This is a genomic window from Amycolatopsis eburnea (assembly GCF_003937945.1).
In the GTDB taxonomy this organism is placed as follows: Bacteria; Actinomycetota; Actinomycetes; order Mycobacteriales; family Pseudonocardiaceae; genus Amycolatopsis; species Amycolatopsis eburnea.
In genome coordinates this window covers 376399-394795 of the sequence record NZ_RSEC01000063.1, presented here as the reverse complement: position 1 = coordinate 394795, position 18397 = coordinate 376399, and the positions used below count along the sequence as shown (strand labels likewise).

The window sequence follows — 18397 nt, the reverse complement described above, 5'->3', positions numbered from 1 at the left end:
GGGCTGGGCCGGAACGGCGGTGTCCCGGCCTCCCCACTCTGTCCGTACCCCGAAGGGCGCCTGAGAGTTTCGCCCGCGTGGTTGAGCCGGGCTTGCACCGTCGGCGGGGCCATCAGGCTGTGTCCTGACGACCCGCTTTCCAGAGGCGTCTCACCCGCGCGGTCCAGGGTGCCTGAGAGGTTCCGGGGAGGACTTGCTCCTTCGGCGCCGAGCTCAATATGAGGCTCGGACTCTCCCGCGCGGGTTCGTCGACCGCACCGTGAACCTTACTCCGTCCGCCGCAGCGGTGATCACCCGGTCTTGCGTGCGTTGCGGCGCTGGGTGAGCTCGTCCGGCTCGTGCGTCTCGACGACGCCGCCGTCGGCGCGTTCGGCCGGGAATTCGTGGATGGTCCCGCTGATCTCCTGCATGGCGCCGCTGACCGCGATGCCGAAGACACCCTGGCCACCCTGGAGCAGATCGACGATCTCCTCGGGCGAGGTGCATTCGTAGACCGTGGTGCCGTCGGAGAACAGCGTCACCTTGGCCAGGTCGCGGACCCCGCGCAGGCGCAGGTGGTCGACGGCGACCCGGATGTTCTGGAGCGAGACGCCGGTGTCCAGCAGCCGCTTGACGACCTTGAGGACCAGGATGTCCTTGAACGAGTACAGCCGCTGCGAGCCGGAGCCGTGCGCCGTGCGGATGCTGGGTGCGACCAGCTTCGTCCGGGCCCAGTAGTCGAGCTGGCGGTAGGTGATCCCGGCGATCTGGCACGCGGCCGGGCCGCGGTAGCCCACCAGCTCGTCGGGCAGCGAGTTGTCGGGGAACAGCTCACCCTGCTCGCCACTCGCGACCTCAACAGGCTGCTTCTCGGAACCAGCCTCGACCACGCAAGCCTCCCCTCGCCCGACCTGGTGGCCGGCGAATGACAGCCGGCGAGGTCCCAGGAGCGGGACCCACCGGAGATCAATCACCACGATCCGGCCCCAGACCGTGAATCACACCGTGGCGATTTACCTCCTTCGACGGTAAGCGCCGGGAGAGTGCCGGTCAACGCGACGCGCGGCAAGCCTCAACGGTCGGATGACCCTTTGCGCCGTTCGCCGTACCCCGCGCGCGCCGGTTCAAACACCTTGACGTCTTTTACTCAGCCGAGTAACTTTTTACTCATGCAAGTAAACACTGACCTCATGGCTGAGATGGGCCTCAGCCCCGCCGAGGCCGCCCGCCGCGCGCAGATCATCGGCGCGACCATCGGCGTCCTCGCCGACCTCGGGTACCGCCGGACCACCTTCGCCAAGATCAAGGAACGGGCCGGGCTCAGCAGCACCCGGCTGATCTCCTACCACTTCACGAACAAGGCAGGCCTGATGCAGGCCGTGCTCAGCACGGTCGTCGAAACGAAGAACCAGTACCTGGCCGAACGCACCGGCGGCGGGCTCGACCCCGCCGACCGGCCCGGTTACCTGCGGGCGCACATCGAGACGTCGATCGCGTTCCTGCGCACGTACCCGGAATGCGTCCGGGTGCTCACGGAGCTGGCCGCCAACGCCGACGACGTCGACGGCTGGGTGATGACGAAGGTGCTGGTCGACGACCTGCGCGTGCACGGCCTGGCCCGTCAGCTCAAGCAGGGCCAGGCCGAGGGCGCCTTCGGCGAGTTCACCCCGGAGGTGATGGCGCTGTCGATCGCGCAGGCCATCGACGGCGTCGCCGCGGCCTACGCCGCCGACCCCGCGCTCGACCTGGAGAAGTACGGCCGCGAGGTGGCGGACGCGTTCGTCAAAGCGACGGCGCCGTGAGGGCCCGGTCGAGCCGCTCCTCGATGCGCGCCTTCGGGAACGCGCCGACGATCGTCTCGACCGGCTCCCCGCCGCGGAACAGGATCATCGTCGGCAGCGACATGACCTGGTAGGAGCGGGTGGTCTCCGGGTTCTCGTCGGCGTTGATCTTGCGGACGGCGAGCTCACCGGAACGCTCGGCGGCCAGCTGCGCCAGCACCGGGCCGACCATCCGGCACGGACCGCACCAGGTGGCCCAGAACTCGACCAGCACGGGGACGTCGCTGCCGAGGACCTCGGCGAACGTGTGGTCGGTGACTTCGCTGACTTCGGACATGACGGACTCCTTCACGGGCGCGGGGATTCGGGCACGACGCACGGATCGGGCGCCTGCCGGGCGAGCGCGCCGGCGAGCTTCGCGGCCAGTTCGGCGCGGATGCCGCCGAGCCGGGCCAGCAGCGCGTCGGCTTCTTCGAGCTTGCGGCGGTAGACCTCGAGCGAATTCGCGCAGGAGTCACCGGTTTCGTGGCCGCTGCGCAGGCACTCGACGAACGGCCGGGTCTCCTCCAGGGTCAGCCCGACCGTCTGGAGGGTCTGGATCTCCTTGACCAGCTGGAGGTCGTCCTCGTCGTACTCGCGGTAGCCGTTCGCCGAGCGACGGGCCGCGAGGAGTCCCTGGTCCTCGTAAAAACGCAGCGCACGGGTGGTGACACCCGTGCGCCGCGCCAATTCTCCGATCCGCATACCCCGACGCTAGACGTTGACGTCCGCGTCAAGGCAAGGTCTTACGTGTCCGCACCCCGGAAGTCTTCCGGCGAGACCGAGTCGAGGAACTCGCGGAACTTCTCGACCTCGTCCTCCTGCTCGTCCGGGATGATCAGGCCGGCCTCTTCCAGCACCGCGTCCACGGCGTGGATGGGGACGCCGATCCGCAGGGCCAGCGCGACCGAGTCGCTCGGCCGGGCGGACACCCGGATGTCGCCGTCGAAGACCAGTTCCGCGAAGAACGTGCCTTCCTTGAGGTCGGTGATGACGACCTGCTCGAGTTCCCGGCCGAGCGCTCCGATGACCTCTTTCAGCAGGTCATGGGTGAGCGGACGGGCCGGGCGGACTCCCTGCTGCTCCAACGCGATGGCGGTGGCCTCGACCGAGCCGATCCAGATCGGCAGGTACCGTTCGCCCTCGGTTTCCCGCAGCAACAAGATCGGCTGATTCGCGGGCAGCTCGACCCGCACCCCGACGACGCGCATTTCGCTCATCGGATTTCGCCTCCCTCTCGTGCACGGGCTTCAGCGGTGGAACGGCTTCGCGCCGCCACTGTCGACGCTACCCGTCATCCGCGCGCTGTGCTCGCTGTCCGGACTCTCTCGGTTCGCCTGCCGCAAACCCGTGCCTTCACGGTACGGCATGCGGTGCCGAACATTCAGTCATTGACATGGGACCGCAAAGAGGATCTCACTGCCCCGTTACGATCAACACCCGGCGACGCCACGGATTCCGGCCTTGACGAGGAGCGTGTGCAGCGTCACGGAGAGTGCCGCCAGCTCGCGCACCACTTCGCCGGCCCTCGCTTGGGCCTCCGGGTCACGATGCCGGTACACCGGGGTCACGATCTGCTCCAGCAACCCGACCTCGCGGTCGGCCGCGGCGCGGAAGGCACGCAGGTGTCTCGGCTCGATACCGAATTCGGTCATCGCCCGCACCGTCCGCGCCACCAGCACCGCGTCCGGGTCGAAGAACCCGGCGGGACCGGGCCGGACCAGGCCGTACTGCTGCAGCTCGGCCAGCGCGGCCGCGTCGATGCCCGCCTGCTCCAGGAGCTCCTCCTGGGTCAGGCGCAGCTCCTTGCCCGCGGTGAAGTCGTCCGCCACGGGCAGGCCGACGTTCTCGGCGGGTGCGTCGATCGGCACCAGCCGGCGCGGCGGGCGGGGCAGGGCCGCGGCGGGCCCGGCACCCGAGTCCGCCGCGTCCAGCTGCTCCTTGATGACCTTCAACGGGAGGTAGTGGTCCCGCTGGGCGGCCAGGACGAACCTGAGACGCTCCACGTCCGCCGCGGCGAACTGCCGGTACCCCGAAGGCGTCCGGCCCGGCTGGACCAGGCCTTCGGCTTCGAGGAACCGGATCTTGGAGATGGTGACGTCGGGGAAGTCGCCGCGCAGCTGCGCGAGAACGGCCCCGATGCTCAACCCGTCGCGTTGTGGCCGTCCGGCCGCCGTCACTGCGCCCCCTGGCCCCCGTGCCCCGGGCCGGTCAGGAAGACCAGGCGGAACTTCCCGATCTGCACCTCGTCGCCCCCGGCGAGGACGGCCTGGTCGACCGGCTCGCGGTTGACGTAGGTGCCGTTGAGGCTGCCGACGTCGATGACGACGAACTCGCCGCCCTCACGCCGGAACTCGGCGTGCCGGCGGGAGACCGTGACGTCGTCCAGGAAGATGTCGCTGTCCGGGTGCCGCCCGGCGCTGGTGGTGTCGCGGTCCAGCAGGAACCGCGAACCCGCGTTGGGACCGCGCTTCACGACCAGCAGCGCCGAACCCGCCGGCAGGGCGTCCACACCCTGGACGGGCGCCTCCGCGGCGGGGGCGGGCTCGTGGCCTTCGACTTCGGCCAGGAAGTCGGCCCGGAAGACAGAGGTCCGCTCCGGAGACTGCTCCGGGGGAACGCCGCCGGGCCCGTCGTTCGTGCTCACCTGAGCTCTCCTCCACACATGCTGTGTTGCCTAGTACTCAAGAACGTGTAGCTGCCAACGTACCGTGCCTGATCGATTCTCCGAGCCCCGGCTCCCCGAACCGGCGGAGCGGGCTTCAGCCCTTGGTCAGCGCGTCGTAGGCCTCGGCTTCGAGCAGGGCTTCCAGACCCGCCGGGTCGTCGAGCCGGATCTCGATCAGCCAGCCCTCGCCGTACGGGTCGCTGTTGATCAGCTCCGGCGAGTCGGCGACCGCGTCGTTCACCGCGACGACCTCGCCGTCGACCGGCGCGAACAGCTCGGAGACGCTCTTGGTCGACTCGACCTCGCCGAAGACGTCGCCCGTGCTGAGCTGGCGGCCGACCTCGGGCAGGTCGACGAAGACGACGTCGCCCAGCTGGTCCTGCGCGTACTCGGTGATGCCCACGCGGACGAGCGTCTCCTCGCGGGTGGCGACCCACTCGTGTTCCTCGGTGTAGCGAAGCTCTTCAGGAGCGGACACCAGCGGTCCCCTTTCATGCCCTCACTGGCGAAACGTGCTGGGCGAAGTCTTACACCCACACGGCGCAACCGCCCGGCCCGGGCCCGGCTCAGTCGTCCCGGGCGCCGCGAAGGGCGTTGCGCGCCTGGACGACGTAGAGCACGCCGGACCAGACGTAGAGGACGCCACCCCAGATCGTGAAGGCGTACCCGATCGGCCGCGCGACCGCGGCGACGTCCGAGCCACCCTGCGCGAGCAGCAGGAACGGGAAGGCGTACATCAGCACGAAGGTGGCACCCTTGCCGATGTAGGTGACCTCCGGCGGCGCGAACCCGCGGCGGCGCAGCGTCAGGACGCACACGCCGAGGACGGCCTCGCGCAGGAGCAGCGGGACGACGACCCACCAGGGGATGATCTCGCGCGCCAGGAAGGCGATGAGCGTGGCGAGGATGTAGAGCCGGTCGGCGGCGGGGTCGAGCAGCTGGCCGAGCCGCGACATCTGGTTGAGCCACCGGGCGAGCTTCCCGTCGAGCCAGTCGGTGAGCGCGCTGAAGACGAGGACGGCCAGCGCCCAGCCGTCTTCTTCCGGGCCGAGCAGCAGCCAGAGGAACACCGGCACACCGGCCAGCCGCAGCAGGGACAGGATGTTGGGAACGTTCATCGCCTGCCGCAGCAGGGACGGCTCGGGGGCGCCCGCCTGAGCGGCGGGTTCGGGCGCGGCTGTGCTCACCGGGCCATTAAACAGCGGGGCGGGGTGACGGCGCCGGGTGGTGCGGCGCCCGGCCGGTCCGATGTCAGGAACGACCCCTTCACCGCGTGGGAGGTCAGGGGTCGCGGCAAGGTCGGCGCGGCCGGTCCGGCGGCCCGCAATGTGATGAAAGGGTCGTTCACCTCGCCAGACGTCATGAACGACCCTTTCACCGCGCGGAACGTCCGGGTTCCCGGCAAGGTCGGCGCGGCCGATCCGGCGGCCCGCAATGTCAGGAAAGAGTCGTTCACCTCGCCAGACGACATGAACGACCCTTTCACCGCGCGGAACGTCCGGGTTCCCGGCAAGGTCGGCGCGGCCGATCCGGCGGCCCGCAATGTCAGGAAAGGGTCGCTCACCTCGCCAGACGACATGAACGACCCTTTCACCGCGCGGAACGTCAGGGGTCGCGGCAAGGTCGGCGCGGCCAGTCCGGCGGCCCGCGATGTCATGAAAGAGTCGTTCACCTCGCCAGACGACATGAACGACCCTTTCACGACATCCCCGTGGCGCCGGGCAGACCACGCGGCCAGGCACTCCGCCGGCCGGTCACCGTGCGCAAGCTCCGGGCCACCGCGGTCGCGGCGGCCCGGTGCGGGGTCAGCTCGCGCGGCGGTGGCTCCAGCCGCGGCGCTGCAGCTCCGCGCTGGTCAGCGACTCGGGGCGGCCGCGGTAGTCGGTGCCCATCCAGCGGGCGCGGCCGGCTCGTCCCTCGAGGACGTAGGGGCGGCCGCCGCACCAGACGACGGTGCAGGGGACGGTCGGCGGACTGGACGGGTCTTCGGTGCTGGTCGCAGCTTCGGCGTTCATGACTCTCACGGGCTCGGGACGGGTTTCGGGGACGGGAGCTCTTCGTGCCTCCCACCAAGATCTTCGGCACGCGGGGCCGGATCGTTAACCGGCGCGGCGGGAATTAGACCGATCGATTCTGAAGGGCAGCCTGAGGTTTCGGAGCGTGAACGGAATGTTAATCGTCCATTGTGGACGGTGTGTCGGCGGCCACCGGACCGGCCGCCACCCGGCTGGAGTAATCTCCGGCACACCCGTGGGCGCGTCGCCCCTCGGTGCCTCGCCCGGATGGGCCAGAATGACCGGGCCAGCCAGCCGGGGAGGAAGGATCGCGGTGCCCCACCCGACCACCACGAAGACGTGGCTCGTGGCCTGCCTCGCCGTGCCCGTGCTCGCCGCCTGTTCCGCCGAACAGGCCGCCACGGCGCCGGCATCGTCACCCTCGGTGTCGAGCGAGGCCCCGACGACGACGTCCGCCAGTCCTCCCCCGCCGCCGCCCGCGACCGGCAGCTCGTCCGCGGTCCCGTCCGCGCCGAAGCCCTCCGGGGCGCCGCCGTCGGTGCCCGGGTCCTGCGGGACCGTGACCGCCGCCAGCGGGCTGACGCTCTACGTCTTCGACAGCGGCTCCGCCGGCGTCAGCTGCGCCGCGGCGACGAAGCTCGTCGGCGACTTCCACCGCAAGATCGGCGGGCGCCAGGGCGCCGGCTCGAACGACGCGGTGAACGAAACCGTCGACGGCTGGCTGTGCACCTCCGGGCCGCCCGCCGCGCAAGGCGGCACCACCTGCTCCAAGGGCGAGCAGACGGTGTTCGCCGCCGTCGTGCCGTCCGAGTGATCCCCGCCGATCCGTTCCGCTCCTGAAGGGCCCATGAAGACTCTCGCGTACCCCCTGCTGCTCGTCGCCGCGTCCGCCGCACTGGCCGGGTGCGGCGGTGGTGACCCGGCCCCCGCGGCGCCGTCCGCCACCGTGCCCGCGGCCGCCGCGGCCGAGTCGACCGCGCCCGGCGTCCCGTGCGGCGACGTCACCGGCGCCGGCGGCGCGAAGACGGCGGTCGTGGCCCACGGCAAGGTCGACTGCGCCGCCGCGACGAAGCTGCTGACCGACTACTTCGCGAAGCTGACCCCGGCCGAGGCGAACGACGCCGACGGCCCGGGCCCGATCGTCCTCGACGACTGGACCTGCGGCAGCGGCGCCAACGACCCGGTGACAGCGTGCTCGACGGAGGACGGCCGCCAGGTCGAAGGCACCCGCGGCTAGGGGTCAGGACTTGAGGTCCGGGAAATCCTCTTCCCGGAACTCCGTGCCCGCTCCGCGCGCCGGGTCGCTTTCCCGGCCGCGCAGCTCCACCCGCCGGATCTTGCCCGAGATCGTCTTCGGCAGCTCCGCGAACTCCAGCCGCCGGATCCGCTTGTACGGCGCCAGGTGCTCGCGGCAGTACGCCAGGATCGACCGGGCCGTCTCGGCGTCCGGGGAGAAGCCCGCGGCCAGCACGACGTACGCCTTGGGCACCGCGAGCCGGATCGGGTCGGGGGCCGGGACGACCGCCGCCTCCGCCACCGCGTCGTGCTCGATCAGCACGCTCTCCAGCTCGAACGGCGAGATCCGGTAGTCCGACGCCTTGAACACGTCGTCCGTGCGCCCGACGTAGGTGATGTAGCCGCGTTCGTCGATCGAACCGACGTCACCGGTGTGGTAGAAGCCGTTGGCGAACGCCGTCGACGTGCGCTCGTCGTCGCCGGCGTAGCCGGTCATCAGGCCGACCGGGCGGTGCTGCAGGTCGAGGCAGATCTCGCCCTCCGACGCCCGCTCGCCGCTGACCGGGTCCACCAGCGCGACCACGAACCCCGGCAGCGGACGGCCCATCGAGCCGGGCACGACGTCCTGGCCCGGCGTGTTGGCGATCTGGACGCTGCTCTCGGTCTGGCCGAAGCCGTCGCGGATGGTGACGCCCCACGACTTCCGGACCTGCTCGATCACCTCGGGGTTCAGCGGCTCCCCCGCCCCGACGACCTTCTTCGGCGGCGTCTTGAGCGCCGTGAGGTCCGCCTGGATGAGCATCCGCCACACCGTGGGCGGCGCGCAGAAGCTCGTCACCCCGCAGCGGTCCATCTGGGCCATCAGCGCGGTGGCGTCGAACCGGTTGTAGTTGTAGAGGAACACCGTCGCTTCGGCGTTGAACGGCGCGAAGAAGTTGCTCCACGCGTGCTTCGCCCAGCCCGGCGAGGAGATGTTGAGGTGGACGTCGCCGGGCTGCAGCCCGATCCAGTACATCGTGGAGAGGTGGCCCACCGGGTACGAGACGTGCGTGTGCTGCACCAGCTTCGGCTTCGCGGTCGTGCCGGAGGTGAAGTAGAGCAGCAGCGGGTCGCCGGCCTTGGTCGCGCCGTCCGGGGCGAACTCGGGCGACTCGGCGAACGCGGCCGTGTACGGCTGCCAGCCCTCGACCGGCTCCCCGACGGCGATCCGCGTGTAGCCGCCCTCGACGCCGGCGAACTTCGGCGCGTCCACCGAACGGACCACGACGTGCTTGGCCGCGCCGCGCTCCACGCGGTCGGTCAGGTCGGCCGGGCCGAGCAGCGTGGACGCCGGGATGATGACGGCGCCGAGCTTGATCGCCGCGAGGATGGTCTCCCACAGCTCGCCCTGGTTGCCCAGCATGACGATCACCCGGTCGCCGCGGCGGACACCGAGGTTCCGCAGCCAGTTCGCGACCTGGTTGGACCGGCCGGACAGCTCCGGGTAGGTCCAGCGGTTCTCGGTGCCGTCCTCCTCGACGATCCACAGCGCGTACCGCTCGGCGTTGTCCGGGTCGTGCGCGACCACGTCGAACCAGTCGATCGCCCAGTTGAACTCGTCGAGCTCCGGCCAGGCGAAGTCGCGGTAGGCCGTGTCGTAGTCCTCGCGGTGGGCCTGCAGGTAGTCCCGCGCGACGCGGAACGCGTGGTGGACTTCCGAAGCGGTCACGCTGCCTCCTAGTTACTCGCCCTTGAACTCCGGCGCGCGCCGCTCCAGGAACGCCTGGACCGCCTCGCCGAGGTCCTTGCTGGGCAGGAACGCCGAGTTCCACGCCGCGACGTACCGGAGGCCGTCGGCGACCTGGCGCTCGGTGTTCGTCGCCAGTACCTGCTTCGTACCCTGCACCACGAGCGGCGGGTTCGCAGCGATCTCCGCGGCGAGTTCCCGCGCGGCCTTCAGCAGCGCGTCCTGGTCTTCGTACACGTCGTTGACGAGGCCGATCTTCTCGGCGCGTGCGGCGTCGATGTCCTTGCCGGTCAGGGCGAGCTCCCGCAGGTGCCCTTCGCCGACGATCGAGGCCAGGCGCTGGAGGCTGCCGAGGTCGGCGACGATGGCGACGCGCACCTCGCGGACGCTGAACTTCGCGTCGGTGCTGGCCAGGCGGATGTCCGCGGCGGCGACGACGTCCACCCCGCCGCCGATGCACCAGCCCGAAACGGCCGCGACGACCGGTTTGCGGCATTCCGCGATGGAGCTGACCGCCGCCTGCAGCGACCGCACCTGGTCGAGGAAGGCCGTCCGCGGGCCGGCGAGGTTGTCCCCGCCCAGCATCGGCGCCCAGTCGCCCATCATCGCCGGCAGGTCGAGACCGTAGGAGAAGTGCTTGCCGCTGCCGGTCAGCACGACCGCCCTGACCTGCGCGTCGGCGTCCAGCGCCCGGAACACCAGGGGCAGCTCGCGCCAGAAGTCCGGGCCCATCGCGTTGCCCTTGGAGGGGCCGAGGAGCGTCACTTCGGCCACGGGGCCGTCGATGTCGACCTTGAGGGAGACGAGGTCGGGCAGACTGTCAGCAGTAGCGGTCATGGGGTCATCTTGACCCATGCCCGCCGCGACCCGCCATTGGCACCTTGTCAATTGACCCGCGCGTCACTGTGCCAACGTGGTCGGGGGATGCTTTCCTGAAAGGGACTCGCACCACGACACGGGGAGGACGGTGGGACATGAGCCCGGCCGGCAGCGCGACCGCGATCGAGCCCGATCCCCCCGCCGCCCCGGTGCGGCGCGCGTCCCGCCCGATCGAGCTCACCGGCTCGTTCGACCACGAGGGCCACCGGCTCTGGTACACGGAGTTCGGCAGCGGCGACCGCGTCGTCGTGCTCACCCACGGCATCATGCTGACCCGCCGCATGCACGCCCCGCTGGCGCGCCGGCTGGCCCGCGCCGGCTTCCGGGTCGTCACGCTCGACCTGCTCGGCCACGGCGACTCCGACCGGCCGACCGAGTCGTGGCTCTACTCGATGCCGTCGTTCGCGGAGCAGACCCTGGCGCTGCTCGACCACCTCGAAGTCGAGTCCGCGGTGGTCGGCGGCACGTCCCTGGGCGCGAACGTCTCCCTGGAAGTCGCGGTGCAGGCGCCGTCGCGGGTCCGCGGCCTGATCGTCGAGATGCCGGTGCTGGACAACGCGATCGTCGCCGGGCTGATCACGTTCGCCCCGCTGCTGATGGCGGCCCGCTTCCTGCCGGTCACGGTCCAGGCGGTGGCGCTGGCGGCCTCACTGGTCCCGCACGGCAACCAGTGGGTCGACGTCGTGACGGACACGCTCTCCCAGCGCCCGGCCCCGATGGCGGCCCTGCTGCACGGCGTGCTGTTCGGCCGGATCGCGCCCCCGAAGTCGGTGCGCCGCAAGATCACGACGCGCGCGCTGGTGATCGGCCACCAGGGCGACCCGATCCACCCGTTCGGCGACGCCGACACGCTGGCGGTGGACATGCCGGAGGCGGAGTTCGTCCAGGCCCGCAGCCCGGTCGAGCTGCGGTTCGACCCGACCCGGCTGTCCGACGCGATCCGGGACTTCGCCGCGAGCTGCTACGAAGACTGAACCGGTGCCAGCCCCGCGACCGGGCCGATCACGATCACCGCGGGCGGCCGGACACCCGACGCCGCCGCGTCCGTGGCCACCGTGTCCAATGTGGAGCGCAACGTCCGCTGGGTCCGCATCGTGCCGTCCTCGATGATCGCCACCGGGGTGTCCGCGGGGCGGCCGCCGTCCAGGAGGGCCTTCGCGAACTGCGGGAGGCGCTCCACGCCCATCATCAGCACGATCGTGCCGCGCATGCGGGCCAGCAGCTCCCAGTCCACCAGCGACCGGTCGTCGCCCGGGGCCACGTGGCCGGAGACGACCACCACCTCGTGCGCCACGCCGCGGTGGGTGACCGGGACGTCCGCCACCGCCGGGACCGCGAACGCGCTCGTGATGCCCGGGACCATCGTCACCGGGACGCCGGCCTCGGCGCAGGCGAGGACCTCCTCGAAGCCGCGGCCGAACAGGTACGGGTCGCCGCCCTTCAGACGGACGACGAACTTGCCCTCCTTGGCGCGCTCGACCAGCGTCTGGTTGATGACGTCCTGGCTGGCCGCGCGGCCGTACGGGATCTTCGCCGCGTCGACGACCTCCACCTCGGGGGCCAGCTCGTCGAGCAGCTCGCGGGGCGCCAGCCGGTCGACCACCACGACGTCCGCGCGCGCGAGCAGGCGACGGCCGCGGACCGTGATCAGCTCCGGGTCGCCCGGGCCGCCGCCGACCAGGGCGACGCCGGGCAGGGTGCCCTCCGGGTGCGGGGTGCGGCCGTCCTCGATCGTGCCGCTGTGGAGGCCGTCGAGCATCGAGTCGCGCACGGCCGCGGAGCGCAACGGCTCGCCGCCGGAGAGCACGCCGAACAGGAGGCCGCCGTGGCGGCCGGACGCCGGAGTCACCGCGGTCCCCGATTCGCCCTCGTCGGCGCGCACGCAGAACACGCGCTCGCGTTCGGCCTCGGCGCAGATCTCCGCGTTCACCGCCGGGTCGTTCGTGCAGGCCAGCGCGTACCAGGCGTCGCGAAGGTCGCCCTCGGTGTAGCGGCGCTCGTGCCAGACCAGCTCGCCCGCGTCCACCATCCCCTGCACCGACGGCGTCGTGTGCGGCGACACCAGTTCGACGCGGGCACCCGCGCTGATCAGCCGGGGCAGCCGCCGCTGGGCCACGGAACCGCCGCCGAACATCACGACGCGGCGGCCGCTGAGCTGGAGGCCGGAGAGGTAGTGCGGGTCGTCCATGCGGGGAGTTTATTGGTGGTTCACCCCGGCGCCAGCCCAGCGTGGGTCACGCCACCCGGAGAACCTCCCCGGGTGGCGTGACCGCGTCAGCTCGTCCGCCCCGCGGCCGGGTACGGCAGCAGGGCCATCTCCCGCGCGTTCTTGATCGCGGTGGCGACCTGCTTCTGCTGCTGCGGCGTCAGGCCCGTCACCCGGCGGGCGCGGATCTTGCCGCGGTCGGAGATGAACTTGCGCAGCAGGTCAACGTCCTTCCAGTCGACGTGCGTGATCTTGTTGGCGTGCAACAGGTTCACCTTGCGCTTGGCCGGGCGGTCCCGGTGCGGCTTCGGCATCCGGCTCACCAGCTCGACTTCGAGACGCCGGGCAGCTCGCCGTTGTGCGCGGCCTGCCGCATCTTGACGCGCGACAGCCCGAACTTGCGCAGGTACCCGCGCGGGCGCCCGTCGGCGGCGTCCCGGTTGCGGATCCGCGTCGGGCTCGCGTCGCGCGGCAGCTTCTGCAGCGCGACCACCGCTTCACCCTTCTCCTCCGGCGACGCCGAAGGCGAGGAGATGACGGCCTTCAGCTCGCGGCGCCGGGCGACGTACCGCGCCGCGATCACCTTCCGCTGCTCGTTCTTCGCGATCTTCGACTTCTTGGCCATCAGCGCTCTTCCTTGAACTCGACGTGCTTGCGCGCGACGGGGTCGTACTTGCGCAGGACCATCCGGTCGGGGTCGTTCCGCCGGTTCTTCTTGGTCACGTACGTGTAGCCGGTGCCCGCGGTGGACCGCAGCTTGATGATCGGCCGGACGTCGGTGCTCTTCGCCATTACAGCTTCACTCCCCTTGCCTTCAGTTCGGCGACGACGGCCTCGATGCCGCGCTTGTCGATCGTCTTCATGCCCTTGGCGGAGACGCGCAGCCGCACCCAGCGGCCTTGGCTGGGCACGAAGTAGCGACGGTTCTGCAGGTTCGGCTCCCAGCGCCGCGAAGTGCGGCGGTGCGAGTGCGAGACCTGCTTGCCGTAGCCCGGCTTGCGGCCGGTGACCTGGCACACGGCGGACACGGACCCTCCCGAGTTGCTAGTGGTTTTCGTTTTCATTTACTCTACGCACCGTACCCCGCCCGTATTCCTGGAGCACCAGTGACCCCACACCCCCGCGTCCCGCTCGTCCTCGTGAGCGGCCTCGCCCCGGGCCCGAACGCCGAGCTCGCCGAGCTGCTGCGCGTGGCCGGGCCCGGCACCGCCGTCGTCCACCACGACCTGCGCGAGATCCACTCCGGCGTCGTCCGCCGCCGGCTGCGGCTGGAGCAGCGCGACCAGCTGACCGTCCTCGAGCTGGCCCACGGCTGCGTGTCCTGCACGCTGCGCGAGGACCTGCTGCCGCTGCTGCGCCACCTCGCCCGGCTGCCCCAGGTGCGCCGGATCGTCGTCCGGCTCGACGAGGCGATGGAGCCGGAGCCGGTCAGCTGGGCGATCCGGAACGTCCTGGTCGGCGACCACCCCGTCAGCGACGACGTCGAGCTGCGGGCGGTGTTCACCGTCGTCGACTGCGCGACGTTCCTGGCCGACGCCACCGGCGACGACGTCCTGGCCGACCGGAACCTGCAGGCCAGCCCGGAGGACGAGCGCACGGTCGCCCAGGTGGCGCTCTCGCAGGCGGAGTTCGCCGACGTCCTGGTGCTGGCCGGCGCGGCGGCCGACGCCTGGACCGCGGCGAAGGCTTCCGCGGTGCTCGACCGGGTCGCGCCGTCGGTCCCGCGGGTCGAACTCGGCCGGATCGACGGGCACAGCGTGCTCGACGCCGTCCCGGCGGACGCGCGGCGCGGCGAGGTCACCGACATGCACGGGGCGCTGCTGCGCGGCGAACCGCCGGTGCACGTCGACTGCGGCATCGGGCTGGTCACGTTCACCGCGCAGCGGCCGTTCCACCCGGAACGCCTCCACGACGCCCTGGACGTGCTGCTCGACGGCGTCGTCCGCACCCGCGGGCGCGCCTGGGTGGCCAGCCAGCCGGACGTCGCGTTCTGGATCGAGTCGGCGGGTGGCGGCCTGGGCATCGGCCACGCCGGCCCGTGGCTCGCGGCGCCGGACGGTCCGGAGTGGACGGACGTCTCCCCCGAACGCCGCACCCTGGCGTCGCTCCGCTGGCACCCGGTGCACGGCGACCGGGCGCAGGAACTGGTCGTGGTGACGGACCAGACAACGCCCGACGAGATCGACGCGGCCCTGCGCGGCGCTCTACTGACCGAAGCGGAACTCGCCGCCGGACCCGAAGCGTGGGCCCGCTACCCGGACCCCTTCGGCGACTGGCACGAAGAGCCGTGCGAGGACACCGAACCCGACCCGGCGCGGCACTCCGCGGCGAACCGAAAGGAAGAACGATGAAGACCGGAATCCACCCCGACTACCACCCCGTGGTGTTCAAGGACTCGTCCACCGGCGACGCGTTCCTGACCCGCTCCACCATCACCTCCGACAAGACGATCGAGTGGTCCGACGGGAACACCTACCCGCTCGTCGTGGTCGACATCAGCTCGTGGTCGCACCCGTTCTGGACCGGCACCCAGCGCATCATGGACAGCGCCGGGCAGGTCGAGAAGTTCCACCGCCGCTACGGGAAGCGGGGTACGCGCTGATGGCCGTCCCGAAGCGCAAGAAGTCGCGCAGCAACACGCGTTCCCGGCGGTCGCAGTGGAAGGCCGCGGTGCCGGACCTGGTGCCGATCAAGGTCGACGGCGAGGTGCGGCTGGTGCCGCGGCGGCTGATGCGGCACTTCCACTCGTGAGCGTTCCGGTCACGGTGCTGTCCGGCTTCCTCGGCGCGGGCAAGACGACGTTGCTCAACCACATCCTCGCCCACCGGGCGGGGCCACGGGTCGCGGTGATCGTCAACGACATGAGCGAGGTCAACATCGACGCGGGCCTCGTGCGCTCGCAGGAGCGCCTCGTCGAGCTGACCAACGGGTGCATCTGCTGCACCCTGCGCGAAGACCTCCTCGAGGAGGTCTCGCGGCTGTGCGCCGAGGGCCGGTTCGACCACGTGCTCGTCGAGTCCAGCGGGATCTCCGAGCCGATGCCGGTGGCGGCGACGTTCACGTTCCTGGAGTCCGTCGCCCACCTCGACACCATGGTGACGGTGGTGGACGCGGCGAACTTCGCGCGTGAGCTGGCGGCCGGCGACTCGCTGGTGGAGCGGCGGCTGGACCAGTACGCCGGCGATGAGCGGACGGTCAGCGACCTGCTGGTCGACCAGGTCGAGTTCGCCGACGTCCTGCTGCTCAACAAGACGGACCTCGTGCCGCCCGCCGAGCTGGACCGGCTGGTGGCGACGCTGCGGCGGCTCAACCCCGCTGCGGACGTCGTCACCGGCAGCTTCGGGGAAGTCCCGCTGGAGCGCGTGTTCGGCACCGGCCGGTACGACGCCGCGCGGGCCCAGGAAGCGCCCGGCTGGGTGGCCGAACTGAACGGCGACCACGTGCCGGAGACCGAGGAGTACGGCATCTCCAGCGTCGTCTTCCGCGCGTCACGGGCGTTCGACCCGGCGGCGCTGTGGGACTTCGTGACCCGGCGCTTCGACTCGGGCGAGTTCGGGACCGTGTTGCGGTCCAAGGGGTTCTTCACGCTGGCGTCCCGGCCCGGGGTGACCGGGCTGTGGTCCCAGGCGGGCGCGGTGGCGCGGTTCGAGCCGCAGGGGGTGGCCGAGGCACCGCGGCAGGAACTGGTGTTCATCGGCGTCGACCTCGCCGGGGAGGCGCTCTTGAAGGCGCTGCACGAATGCCTCGGCGAGGCCACCGGACCGGACCCGTTCCCGGAGTGGGGCCCGGTCCACGTCCACGCCTGAGCGGCTTGCCGTTGGCCCGGCGGCGGCTTCGCCGACGTCTTGAATGAGTCATTCAGGCAAGGCCGGGCAGTTAAGGGTGTGGGTGTGGTGTCAACCCCTGTGACATAAGGCAACGGAGCTTCCGCTAGAACATCGTCGACCAAGATCAACGTTCGGCGGGAGCTCCGTTGTCCGCGCAGTCTGTCATAACCCGGGCGGTGCGTGTCGCCGCCGGGGTCTTCGCCCCAGGCCACCTCGGCGAACTGACCCAGATCGTGCCCTTCGAGATGGTCGATGCCGTACTGGCCGAGTCGACCCCCGCAGCGCCGCGGCGGGTGCGGTTGCTGCCCGCTCGGGTCGCGATGTACTTCCTGCTGGCAATGGGCCTGTTTCCCGAGCTCGGGTACCGCGGGGTGTGGTCGAAGCTGACCGCGGGACTGGACGGGCTGAAGCTGGTGACACCCTCGACCTCGGCGTTGCGTCAGGCCCGCCGCCGGGTCGGGGTGCCTCCGCTGACGGCGTTGTTCGAGCTGCTGGCCGGTCCGCTCGCCTGGCCGCGCACCCCAGGGGTGTGCTGGCGCGGCCTGCGGCTGGTGGCGATCGACGGGACCGGCATTGCTATCCCCGACAGCGGCACCAACCAGACCTGGACCGACAAACCCCGCACCGCCGCCCACCCGGACACCGGCTATCCGCTGCTGCGGCTGGTCACCCTGGTCGAATGCGGCACCCGCGCGCTGATCGCCGCAGTGTTCGGCAGTCCCGCCGACGGCGAGCTGGTCTATGCGAGCAAGCTTCTGCCCCGGCTACGCCCGGGGACGGTGCTGCTGGCCGACCGCAACTTCGACGCCGCCACCTTCATCACCACAGCCGCCGGCACCGGCGCGGACCTGCTGATCCGGCTCAAAGCCAACCGGCGCCCACCCCGGACCGGCCGCCACACCGACGGATCGATCACCTCGATCATCGGCGGAGTCGAAGTCCGGATCATCGAAGCCCGCATCACCGTCACCACCGCCGACGGATCCCGCCGCAGCGAGCACTACCGGCTGGTCACCACCCTGCTCGACCCCCAGCGTTATCCGGCCACCGAACTGATCGAGCTCTACCACCAGCGCTGGGACATCGAAACCGCCTACCTCGCTCTCAAGCACACCCTCACCCGCGGGCGGGTCCTGCGTTCCCGGAACCCGGCCGGGGTCGAGCAAGAACTCTGGGCGCTGCTGGTGACCTACCAGATCCTGCGGATCGCGATGACCGACGCCACCGGCTCCCGCCCCGGCCTCGACCCCGACCGGGCCGGGTTCAGCATCGCCTTGCACGCCGCCCGCGACCAGATCATCACCGCCCGATCGGTCATCGCCGGCACCCGCATCGACCTGGTCGGCACCATCGGCCGCCAGGTCTTGGCCGGCCTGCACCCCACCCGCCGGGCCCGGATCTGTCCCCGGACCGTCAAGCGACCGCTATCCAAATACGCCTACAAGAAACCCCGACAACCTCGCAGCTGCCTCACGGCCGCCATCGACGTGACCGTCACCAACGCCGCGACAAGCCCCTTGACACGCACCACCCCGCCCTAACTGCCCGGCCTTGGTCATTCAGGTCTTCGGAGGTCCTGAATGACTCATTCAAGACACCAGGGCGCACGGGGTGCGCGTCAGTGGTCGTCGTAGTGGTCTTCGTGGGGCGCGTGGCGGTGCCCGTCGTGGAGGTAGTCGACGTGGTCGCCGTGGGGCACCGCCACGTGGCCGCAGCCTTCGCCGTGCGCGTGCTCGTGGCCGGTGTGCGGGACGTGGCCGTGGATTTCGCACTCGTCGAAGTGGCCGTCGTGCGCGCGGTGCAGGTGGCCGTCGTGCGCGTAGTCCACGTGGTCGCCGTGCGGGAGTGCCGCGTGGCCGCAGCCTTCGCGGTGGACGTGGTCGTGGCCGGCGTGCTCGACGTGCGGGATCGTCATCGGCTTCTCCTCCCGAGCGGATGTGTCCACTTCGGACGCTAACCCGGGCACCCGCGCCGGGCCGGGCGAAAGCTCCCGGCTCACCCGATAGCGGCCACTCCGTCCGGGTTGATCAACCCAGGTTTA

27 protein-coding genes and 1 riboswitch are annotated in these 18397 nt (G+C 71.0%); of the genes, 9 read left to right on the top strand and 18 right to left on the bottom strand.

What is annotated here, in order from left to right; genetic code table 11:
- Positions 1–149: 149 nt before the first annotated feature.
- A riboswitch (glycine riboswitch) is annotated at positions 150–248 on the bottom strand.
- 42 nt (positions 249–290) lie between these two features.
- Positions 291–869, bottom strand: coding sequence for a MerR family transcriptional regulator (locus EIY87_RS45540; protein WP_125316303.1), 579 nt, complete (start codon positions 867–869; stop codon positions 291–293).
- 300 nt (positions 870–1169) lie between these two features.
- On the opposite strand from EIY87_RS45540, the gene EIY87_RS45535 reads away from it, so the two are divergent.
- Entirely contained in the window at positions 1170–1781 is a 612-nt protein-coding gene (locus EIY87_RS45535) for a TetR/AcrR family transcriptional regulator (protein WP_191984512.1), read from the top strand.
- On the opposite strand, the gene trxA is transcribed toward EIY87_RS45535, so the two are convergent.
- The 9 genes from trxA to EIY87_RS45490 all read right to left on the bottom strand — a co-directional run bounded on the left by trxA (position 1762) and on the right by EIY87_RS45490 (position 6482).
- Positions 1762–2097 (bottom strand): thioredoxin, encoded by a 336-nt coding sequence (gene trxA, locus EIY87_RS45530; RefSeq protein ID WP_125316301.1) that lies wholly within the window; start codon positions 2095–2097, stop codon positions 1762–1764. The two genes, EIY87_RS45535 and trxA, sit on opposite strands and share 20 nt — an antisense overlap.
- Before the next feature lie 11 nt (positions 2098–2108).
- On the bottom strand, positions 2109–2504 hold the full coding sequence (locus tag EIY87_RS45525) for a MerR family transcriptional regulator (RefSeq protein ID WP_125316300.1): 396 nt from the start codon (positions 2502–2504) through the stop codon (positions 2109–2111).
- A 41-nt stretch (positions 2505–2545) separates the two neighbouring features.
- Positions 2546–3019 carry a bifunctional nuclease family protein gene (locus tag EIY87_RS45520; protein WP_009078856.1) on the bottom strand — a complete coding sequence of 158 codons (474 nt, stop codon included), beginning with the start codon at positions 3017–3019 and terminating at the stop codon, positions 2546–2548.
- A 213-nt stretch (positions 3020–3232) separates the two neighbouring features.
- Positions 3233–3979 carry a transcriptional regulator FtsR gene (gene ftsR / locus EIY87_RS45515; protein WP_191984511.1) on the bottom strand — a complete coding sequence of 249 codons (747 nt, stop codon included), beginning with the start codon at positions 3977–3979 and terminating at the stop codon, positions 3233–3235.
- The gene (gene garA, locus EIY87_RS45510) at positions 3976–4446 is read right to left on the bottom strand and encodes a glycogen accumulation regulator GarA (protein WP_086864865.1); all 471 of its coding nucleotides are present in this window, start codon (positions 4444–4446) and stop codon (positions 3976–3978) included. The genes ftsR and garA overlap by 4 nt, the downstream gene beginning before the upstream one ends.
- 115 nt (positions 4447–4561) lie before the next feature.
- Entirely contained in the window at positions 4562–4945 is a 384-nt protein-coding gene (gcvH, locus tag EIY87_RS45505) for a glycine cleavage system protein GcvH (protein WP_125316298.1), read from the bottom strand.
- Positions 4946–5033: 88 nt separating this feature from the next.
- Positions 5034–5654, bottom strand: coding sequence for a CDP-alcohol phosphatidyltransferase family protein (locus tag EIY87_RS45500; protein ID WP_125316297.1), 621 nt, complete (start codon positions 5652–5654; stop codon positions 5034–5036).
- Positions 5651–6154: a hypothetical protein gene (locus EIY87_RS45495; protein WP_125316296.1), complete on the bottom strand. Its 504-nt coding sequence runs from the start codon at positions 6152–6154 to the stop codon at positions 5651–5653. Before EIY87_RS45495 ends, EIY87_RS45500 begins: the two co-directional genes overlap by 4 nt.
- Positions 6155–6272: 118 nt before the next feature.
- The gene (locus EIY87_RS45490; protein ID WP_086864868.1) at positions 6273–6482 is read right to left on the bottom strand and encodes a hypothetical protein; all 210 of its coding nucleotides are present in this window, start codon (positions 6480–6482) and stop codon (positions 6273–6275) included.
- A 313-nt stretch (positions 6483–6795) separates the two neighbouring features.
- On the opposite strand from EIY87_RS45490, the gene EIY87_RS48840 reads away from it, so the two are divergent.
- Both EIY87_RS48840 and EIY87_RS45480 read left to right on the top strand, forming a co-directional pair.
- Entirely contained in the window at positions 6796–7296 is a 501-nt protein-coding gene (locus EIY87_RS48840; RefSeq protein WP_125316295.1) for a hypothetical protein, read from the top strand.
- A 33-nt stretch (positions 7297–7329) separates the two neighbouring features.
- Positions 7330–7719 carry a hypothetical protein gene (locus tag EIY87_RS45480; RefSeq protein ID WP_125316294.1) on the top strand — a complete coding sequence of 130 codons (390 nt, stop codon included), beginning with the start codon at positions 7330–7332 and terminating at the stop codon, positions 7717–7719.
- Between the two features lie 3 nt (positions 7720–7722).
- On the opposite strand, the gene EIY87_RS45475 is transcribed toward EIY87_RS45480, so the two are convergent.
- Positions 7723–9426 (bottom strand): AMP-binding protein, encoded by a 1704-nt coding sequence (locus EIY87_RS45475; protein WP_125316293.1) that lies wholly within the window; start codon positions 9424–9426, stop codon positions 7723–7725.
- 12 nt (positions 9427–9438) lie between these two features.
- Positions 9439–10281, bottom strand: a complete 843-nt coding sequence (locus EIY87_RS45470) for a crotonase/enoyl-CoA hydratase family protein (protein WP_125316292.1) — start codon at positions 10279–10281, stop codon at positions 9439–9441.
- Positions 10282–10418: 137 nt separating this feature from the next.
- Between EIY87_RS45470 and EIY87_RS45465 the strand changes: the two genes are divergently transcribed.
- Positions 10419–11297, top strand: coding sequence for an alpha/beta fold hydrolase (locus EIY87_RS45465; RefSeq protein WP_125316291.1), 879 nt, complete (start codon positions 10419–10421; stop codon positions 11295–11297).
- On the opposite strand, the gene cobA is transcribed toward EIY87_RS45465, so the two are convergent.
- The 5 genes from cobA to rpmB form a co-directional block, all read right to left on the bottom strand.
- Positions 11285–12511 carry a uroporphyrinogen-III C-methyltransferase gene (gene cobA, locus EIY87_RS45460; RefSeq protein WP_125316290.1) on the bottom strand — a complete coding sequence of 409 codons (1227 nt, stop codon included), beginning with the start codon at positions 12509–12511 and terminating at the stop codon, positions 11285–11287. The genes EIY87_RS45465 and cobA overlap by 13 nt on opposite strands.
- 86 nt (positions 12512–12597) lie before the next feature.
- On the bottom strand, positions 12598–12852 hold the full coding sequence (gene rpsR, locus EIY87_RS45455; protein ID WP_125316289.1) for a 30S ribosomal protein S18: 255 nt from the start codon (positions 12850–12852) through the stop codon (positions 12598–12600).
- Positions 12849–13154: a 30S ribosomal protein S14 gene (rpsN, locus tag EIY87_RS45450; RefSeq protein WP_125316288.1), complete on the bottom strand. Its 306-nt coding sequence runs from the start codon at positions 13152–13154 to the stop codon at positions 12849–12851. Before rpsN ends, rpsR begins: the two co-directional genes overlap by 4 nt.
- The gene (rpmG, locus tag EIY87_RS45445) at positions 13154–13321 is read right to left on the bottom strand and encodes a 50S ribosomal protein L33 (protein WP_003091682.1); all 168 of its coding nucleotides are present in this window, start codon (positions 13319–13321) and stop codon (positions 13154–13156) included. The genes rpsN and rpmG overlap by 1 nt, the downstream gene beginning before the upstream one ends.
- Entirely contained in the window at positions 13321–13557 is a 237-nt protein-coding gene (rpmB, locus tag EIY87_RS45440; RefSeq protein WP_086860064.1) for a 50S ribosomal protein L28, read from the bottom strand. Before rpmB ends, rpmG begins: the two co-directional genes overlap by 1 nt.
- 78 nt (positions 13558–13635) lie before the next feature.
- Between rpmB and mrf the strand changes: the two genes are divergently transcribed.
- From mrf to EIY87_RS45415, 5 genes are all read left to right on the top strand, one after another.
- Complete coding sequence (gene mrf, locus EIY87_RS45435; RefSeq protein ID WP_125316287.1) at positions 13636–14880, top strand: ribosome hibernation factor-recruiting GTPase MRF; 1245 nt, start codon at positions 13636–13638, stop codon at positions 14878–14880.
- A complete protein-coding gene (locus EIY87_RS45430; RefSeq protein ID WP_125316286.1) occupies positions 14877–15131 on the top strand; it encodes a type B 50S ribosomal protein L31 in 255 nt (84 codons plus the stop codon). The genes mrf and EIY87_RS45430 overlap by 4 nt, the downstream gene beginning before the upstream one ends.
- A complete protein-coding gene (gene rpmF, locus EIY87_RS45425; protein WP_125316285.1) occupies positions 15131–15280 on the top strand; it encodes a 50S ribosomal protein L32 in 150 nt (49 codons plus the stop codon). Before EIY87_RS45430 ends, rpmF begins: the two co-directional genes overlap by 1 nt.
- On the top strand, positions 15277–16335 hold the full coding sequence (locus tag EIY87_RS45420) for a GTP-binding protein (RefSeq protein WP_125316284.1): 1059 nt from the start codon (positions 15277–15279) through the stop codon (positions 16333–16335). The genes rpmF and EIY87_RS45420 overlap by 4 nt, the downstream gene beginning before the upstream one ends.
- A 197-nt stretch (positions 16336–16532) precedes the next feature.
- Positions 16533–17897: an IS4 family transposase gene (locus tag EIY87_RS45415; protein WP_225440432.1), complete on the top strand. Its 1365-nt coding sequence runs from the start codon at positions 16533–16535 to the stop codon at positions 17895–17897.
- A gap of 77 nt (positions 17898–17974) precedes the next feature.
- Here EIY87_RS45415 and EIY87_RS45410 read toward each other — a convergent pair whose 3' ends face one another.
- On the bottom strand, positions 17975–18271 hold the full coding sequence (locus tag EIY87_RS45410) for a hypothetical protein (RefSeq protein ID WP_125316282.1): 297 nt from the start codon (positions 18269–18271) through the stop codon (positions 17975–17977).
- Positions 18272–18397: the final 126 nt, after the last annotated feature.

Excerpts from the sequence above, each read along its gene's own strand:
- EIY87_RS45535 (WP_191984512.1), top strand. The coding sequence starts at position 1,170 with ATGGCTGAGATGGGCCTCAGCCCCGCCGAGGCCGCCCGCCGCGCGCAG.
- trxA (WP_125316301.1), bottom strand. The coding sequence starts at position 2,097 with ATGTCCGAAGTCAGCGAAGTCACCGACCACACGTTCGCCGAGGTCCTC.
- EIY87_RS45525 (WP_125316300.1), bottom strand. The coding sequence starts at position 2,504 with ATGCGGATCGGAGAATTGGCGCGGCGCACGGGTGTCACCACCCGTGCG.
- EIY87_RS45520 (WP_009078856.1), bottom strand. The coding sequence starts at position 3,019 with ATGAGCGAAATGCGCGTCGTCGGGGTGCGGGTCGAGCTGCCCGCGAAT.
- EIY87_RS45495 (WP_125316296.1), bottom strand. The coding sequence starts at position 6,154 with ATGTCGTCTGGCGAGGTGAACGACTCTTTCATGACATCGCGGGCCGCC.
- EIY87_RS45490 (WP_086864868.1), bottom strand. The coding sequence starts at position 6,482 with ATGAACGCCGAAGCTGCGACCAGCACCGAAGACCCGTCCAGTCCGCCG.
- EIY87_RS45480 (WP_125316294.1), top strand. The coding sequence starts at position 7,330 with ATGAAGACTCTCGCGTACCCCCTGCTGCTCGTCGCCGCGTCCGCCGCA.
- EIY87_RS45470 (WP_125316292.1), bottom strand. The coding sequence starts at position 10,281 with ATGACCGCTACTGCTGACAGTCTGCCCGACCTCGTCTCCCTCAAGGTC.
- EIY87_RS45465 (WP_125316291.1), top strand. The coding sequence starts at position 10,419 with ATGAGCCCGGCCGGCAGCGCGACCGCGATCGAGCCCGATCCCCCCGCC.
- cobA (WP_125316290.1), bottom strand. The coding sequence starts at position 12,511 with ATGGACGACCCGCACTACCTCTCCGGCCTCCAGCTCAGCGGCCGCCGC.
- rpsN (WP_125316288.1), bottom strand. The coding sequence starts at position 13,154 with ATGGCCAAGAAGTCGAAGATCGCGAAGAACGAGCAGCGGAAGGTGATC.
- rpmG (WP_003091682.1), bottom strand. The coding sequence starts at position 13,321 with ATGGCGAAGAGCACCGACGTCCGGCCGATCATCAAGCTGCGGTCCACC.
- EIY87_RS45430 (WP_125316286.1), top strand. The coding sequence starts at position 14,877 with ATGAAGACCGGAATCCACCCCGACTACCACCCCGTGGTGTTCAAGGAC.
- rpmF (WP_125316285.1), top strand. The coding sequence starts at position 15,131 with ATGGCCGTCCCGAAGCGCAAGAAGTCGCGCAGCAACACGCGTTCCCGG.
- EIY87_RS45410 (WP_125316282.1), bottom strand. The coding sequence starts at position 18,271 with ATGACGATCCCGCACGTCGAGCACGCCGGCCACGACCACGTCCACCGC.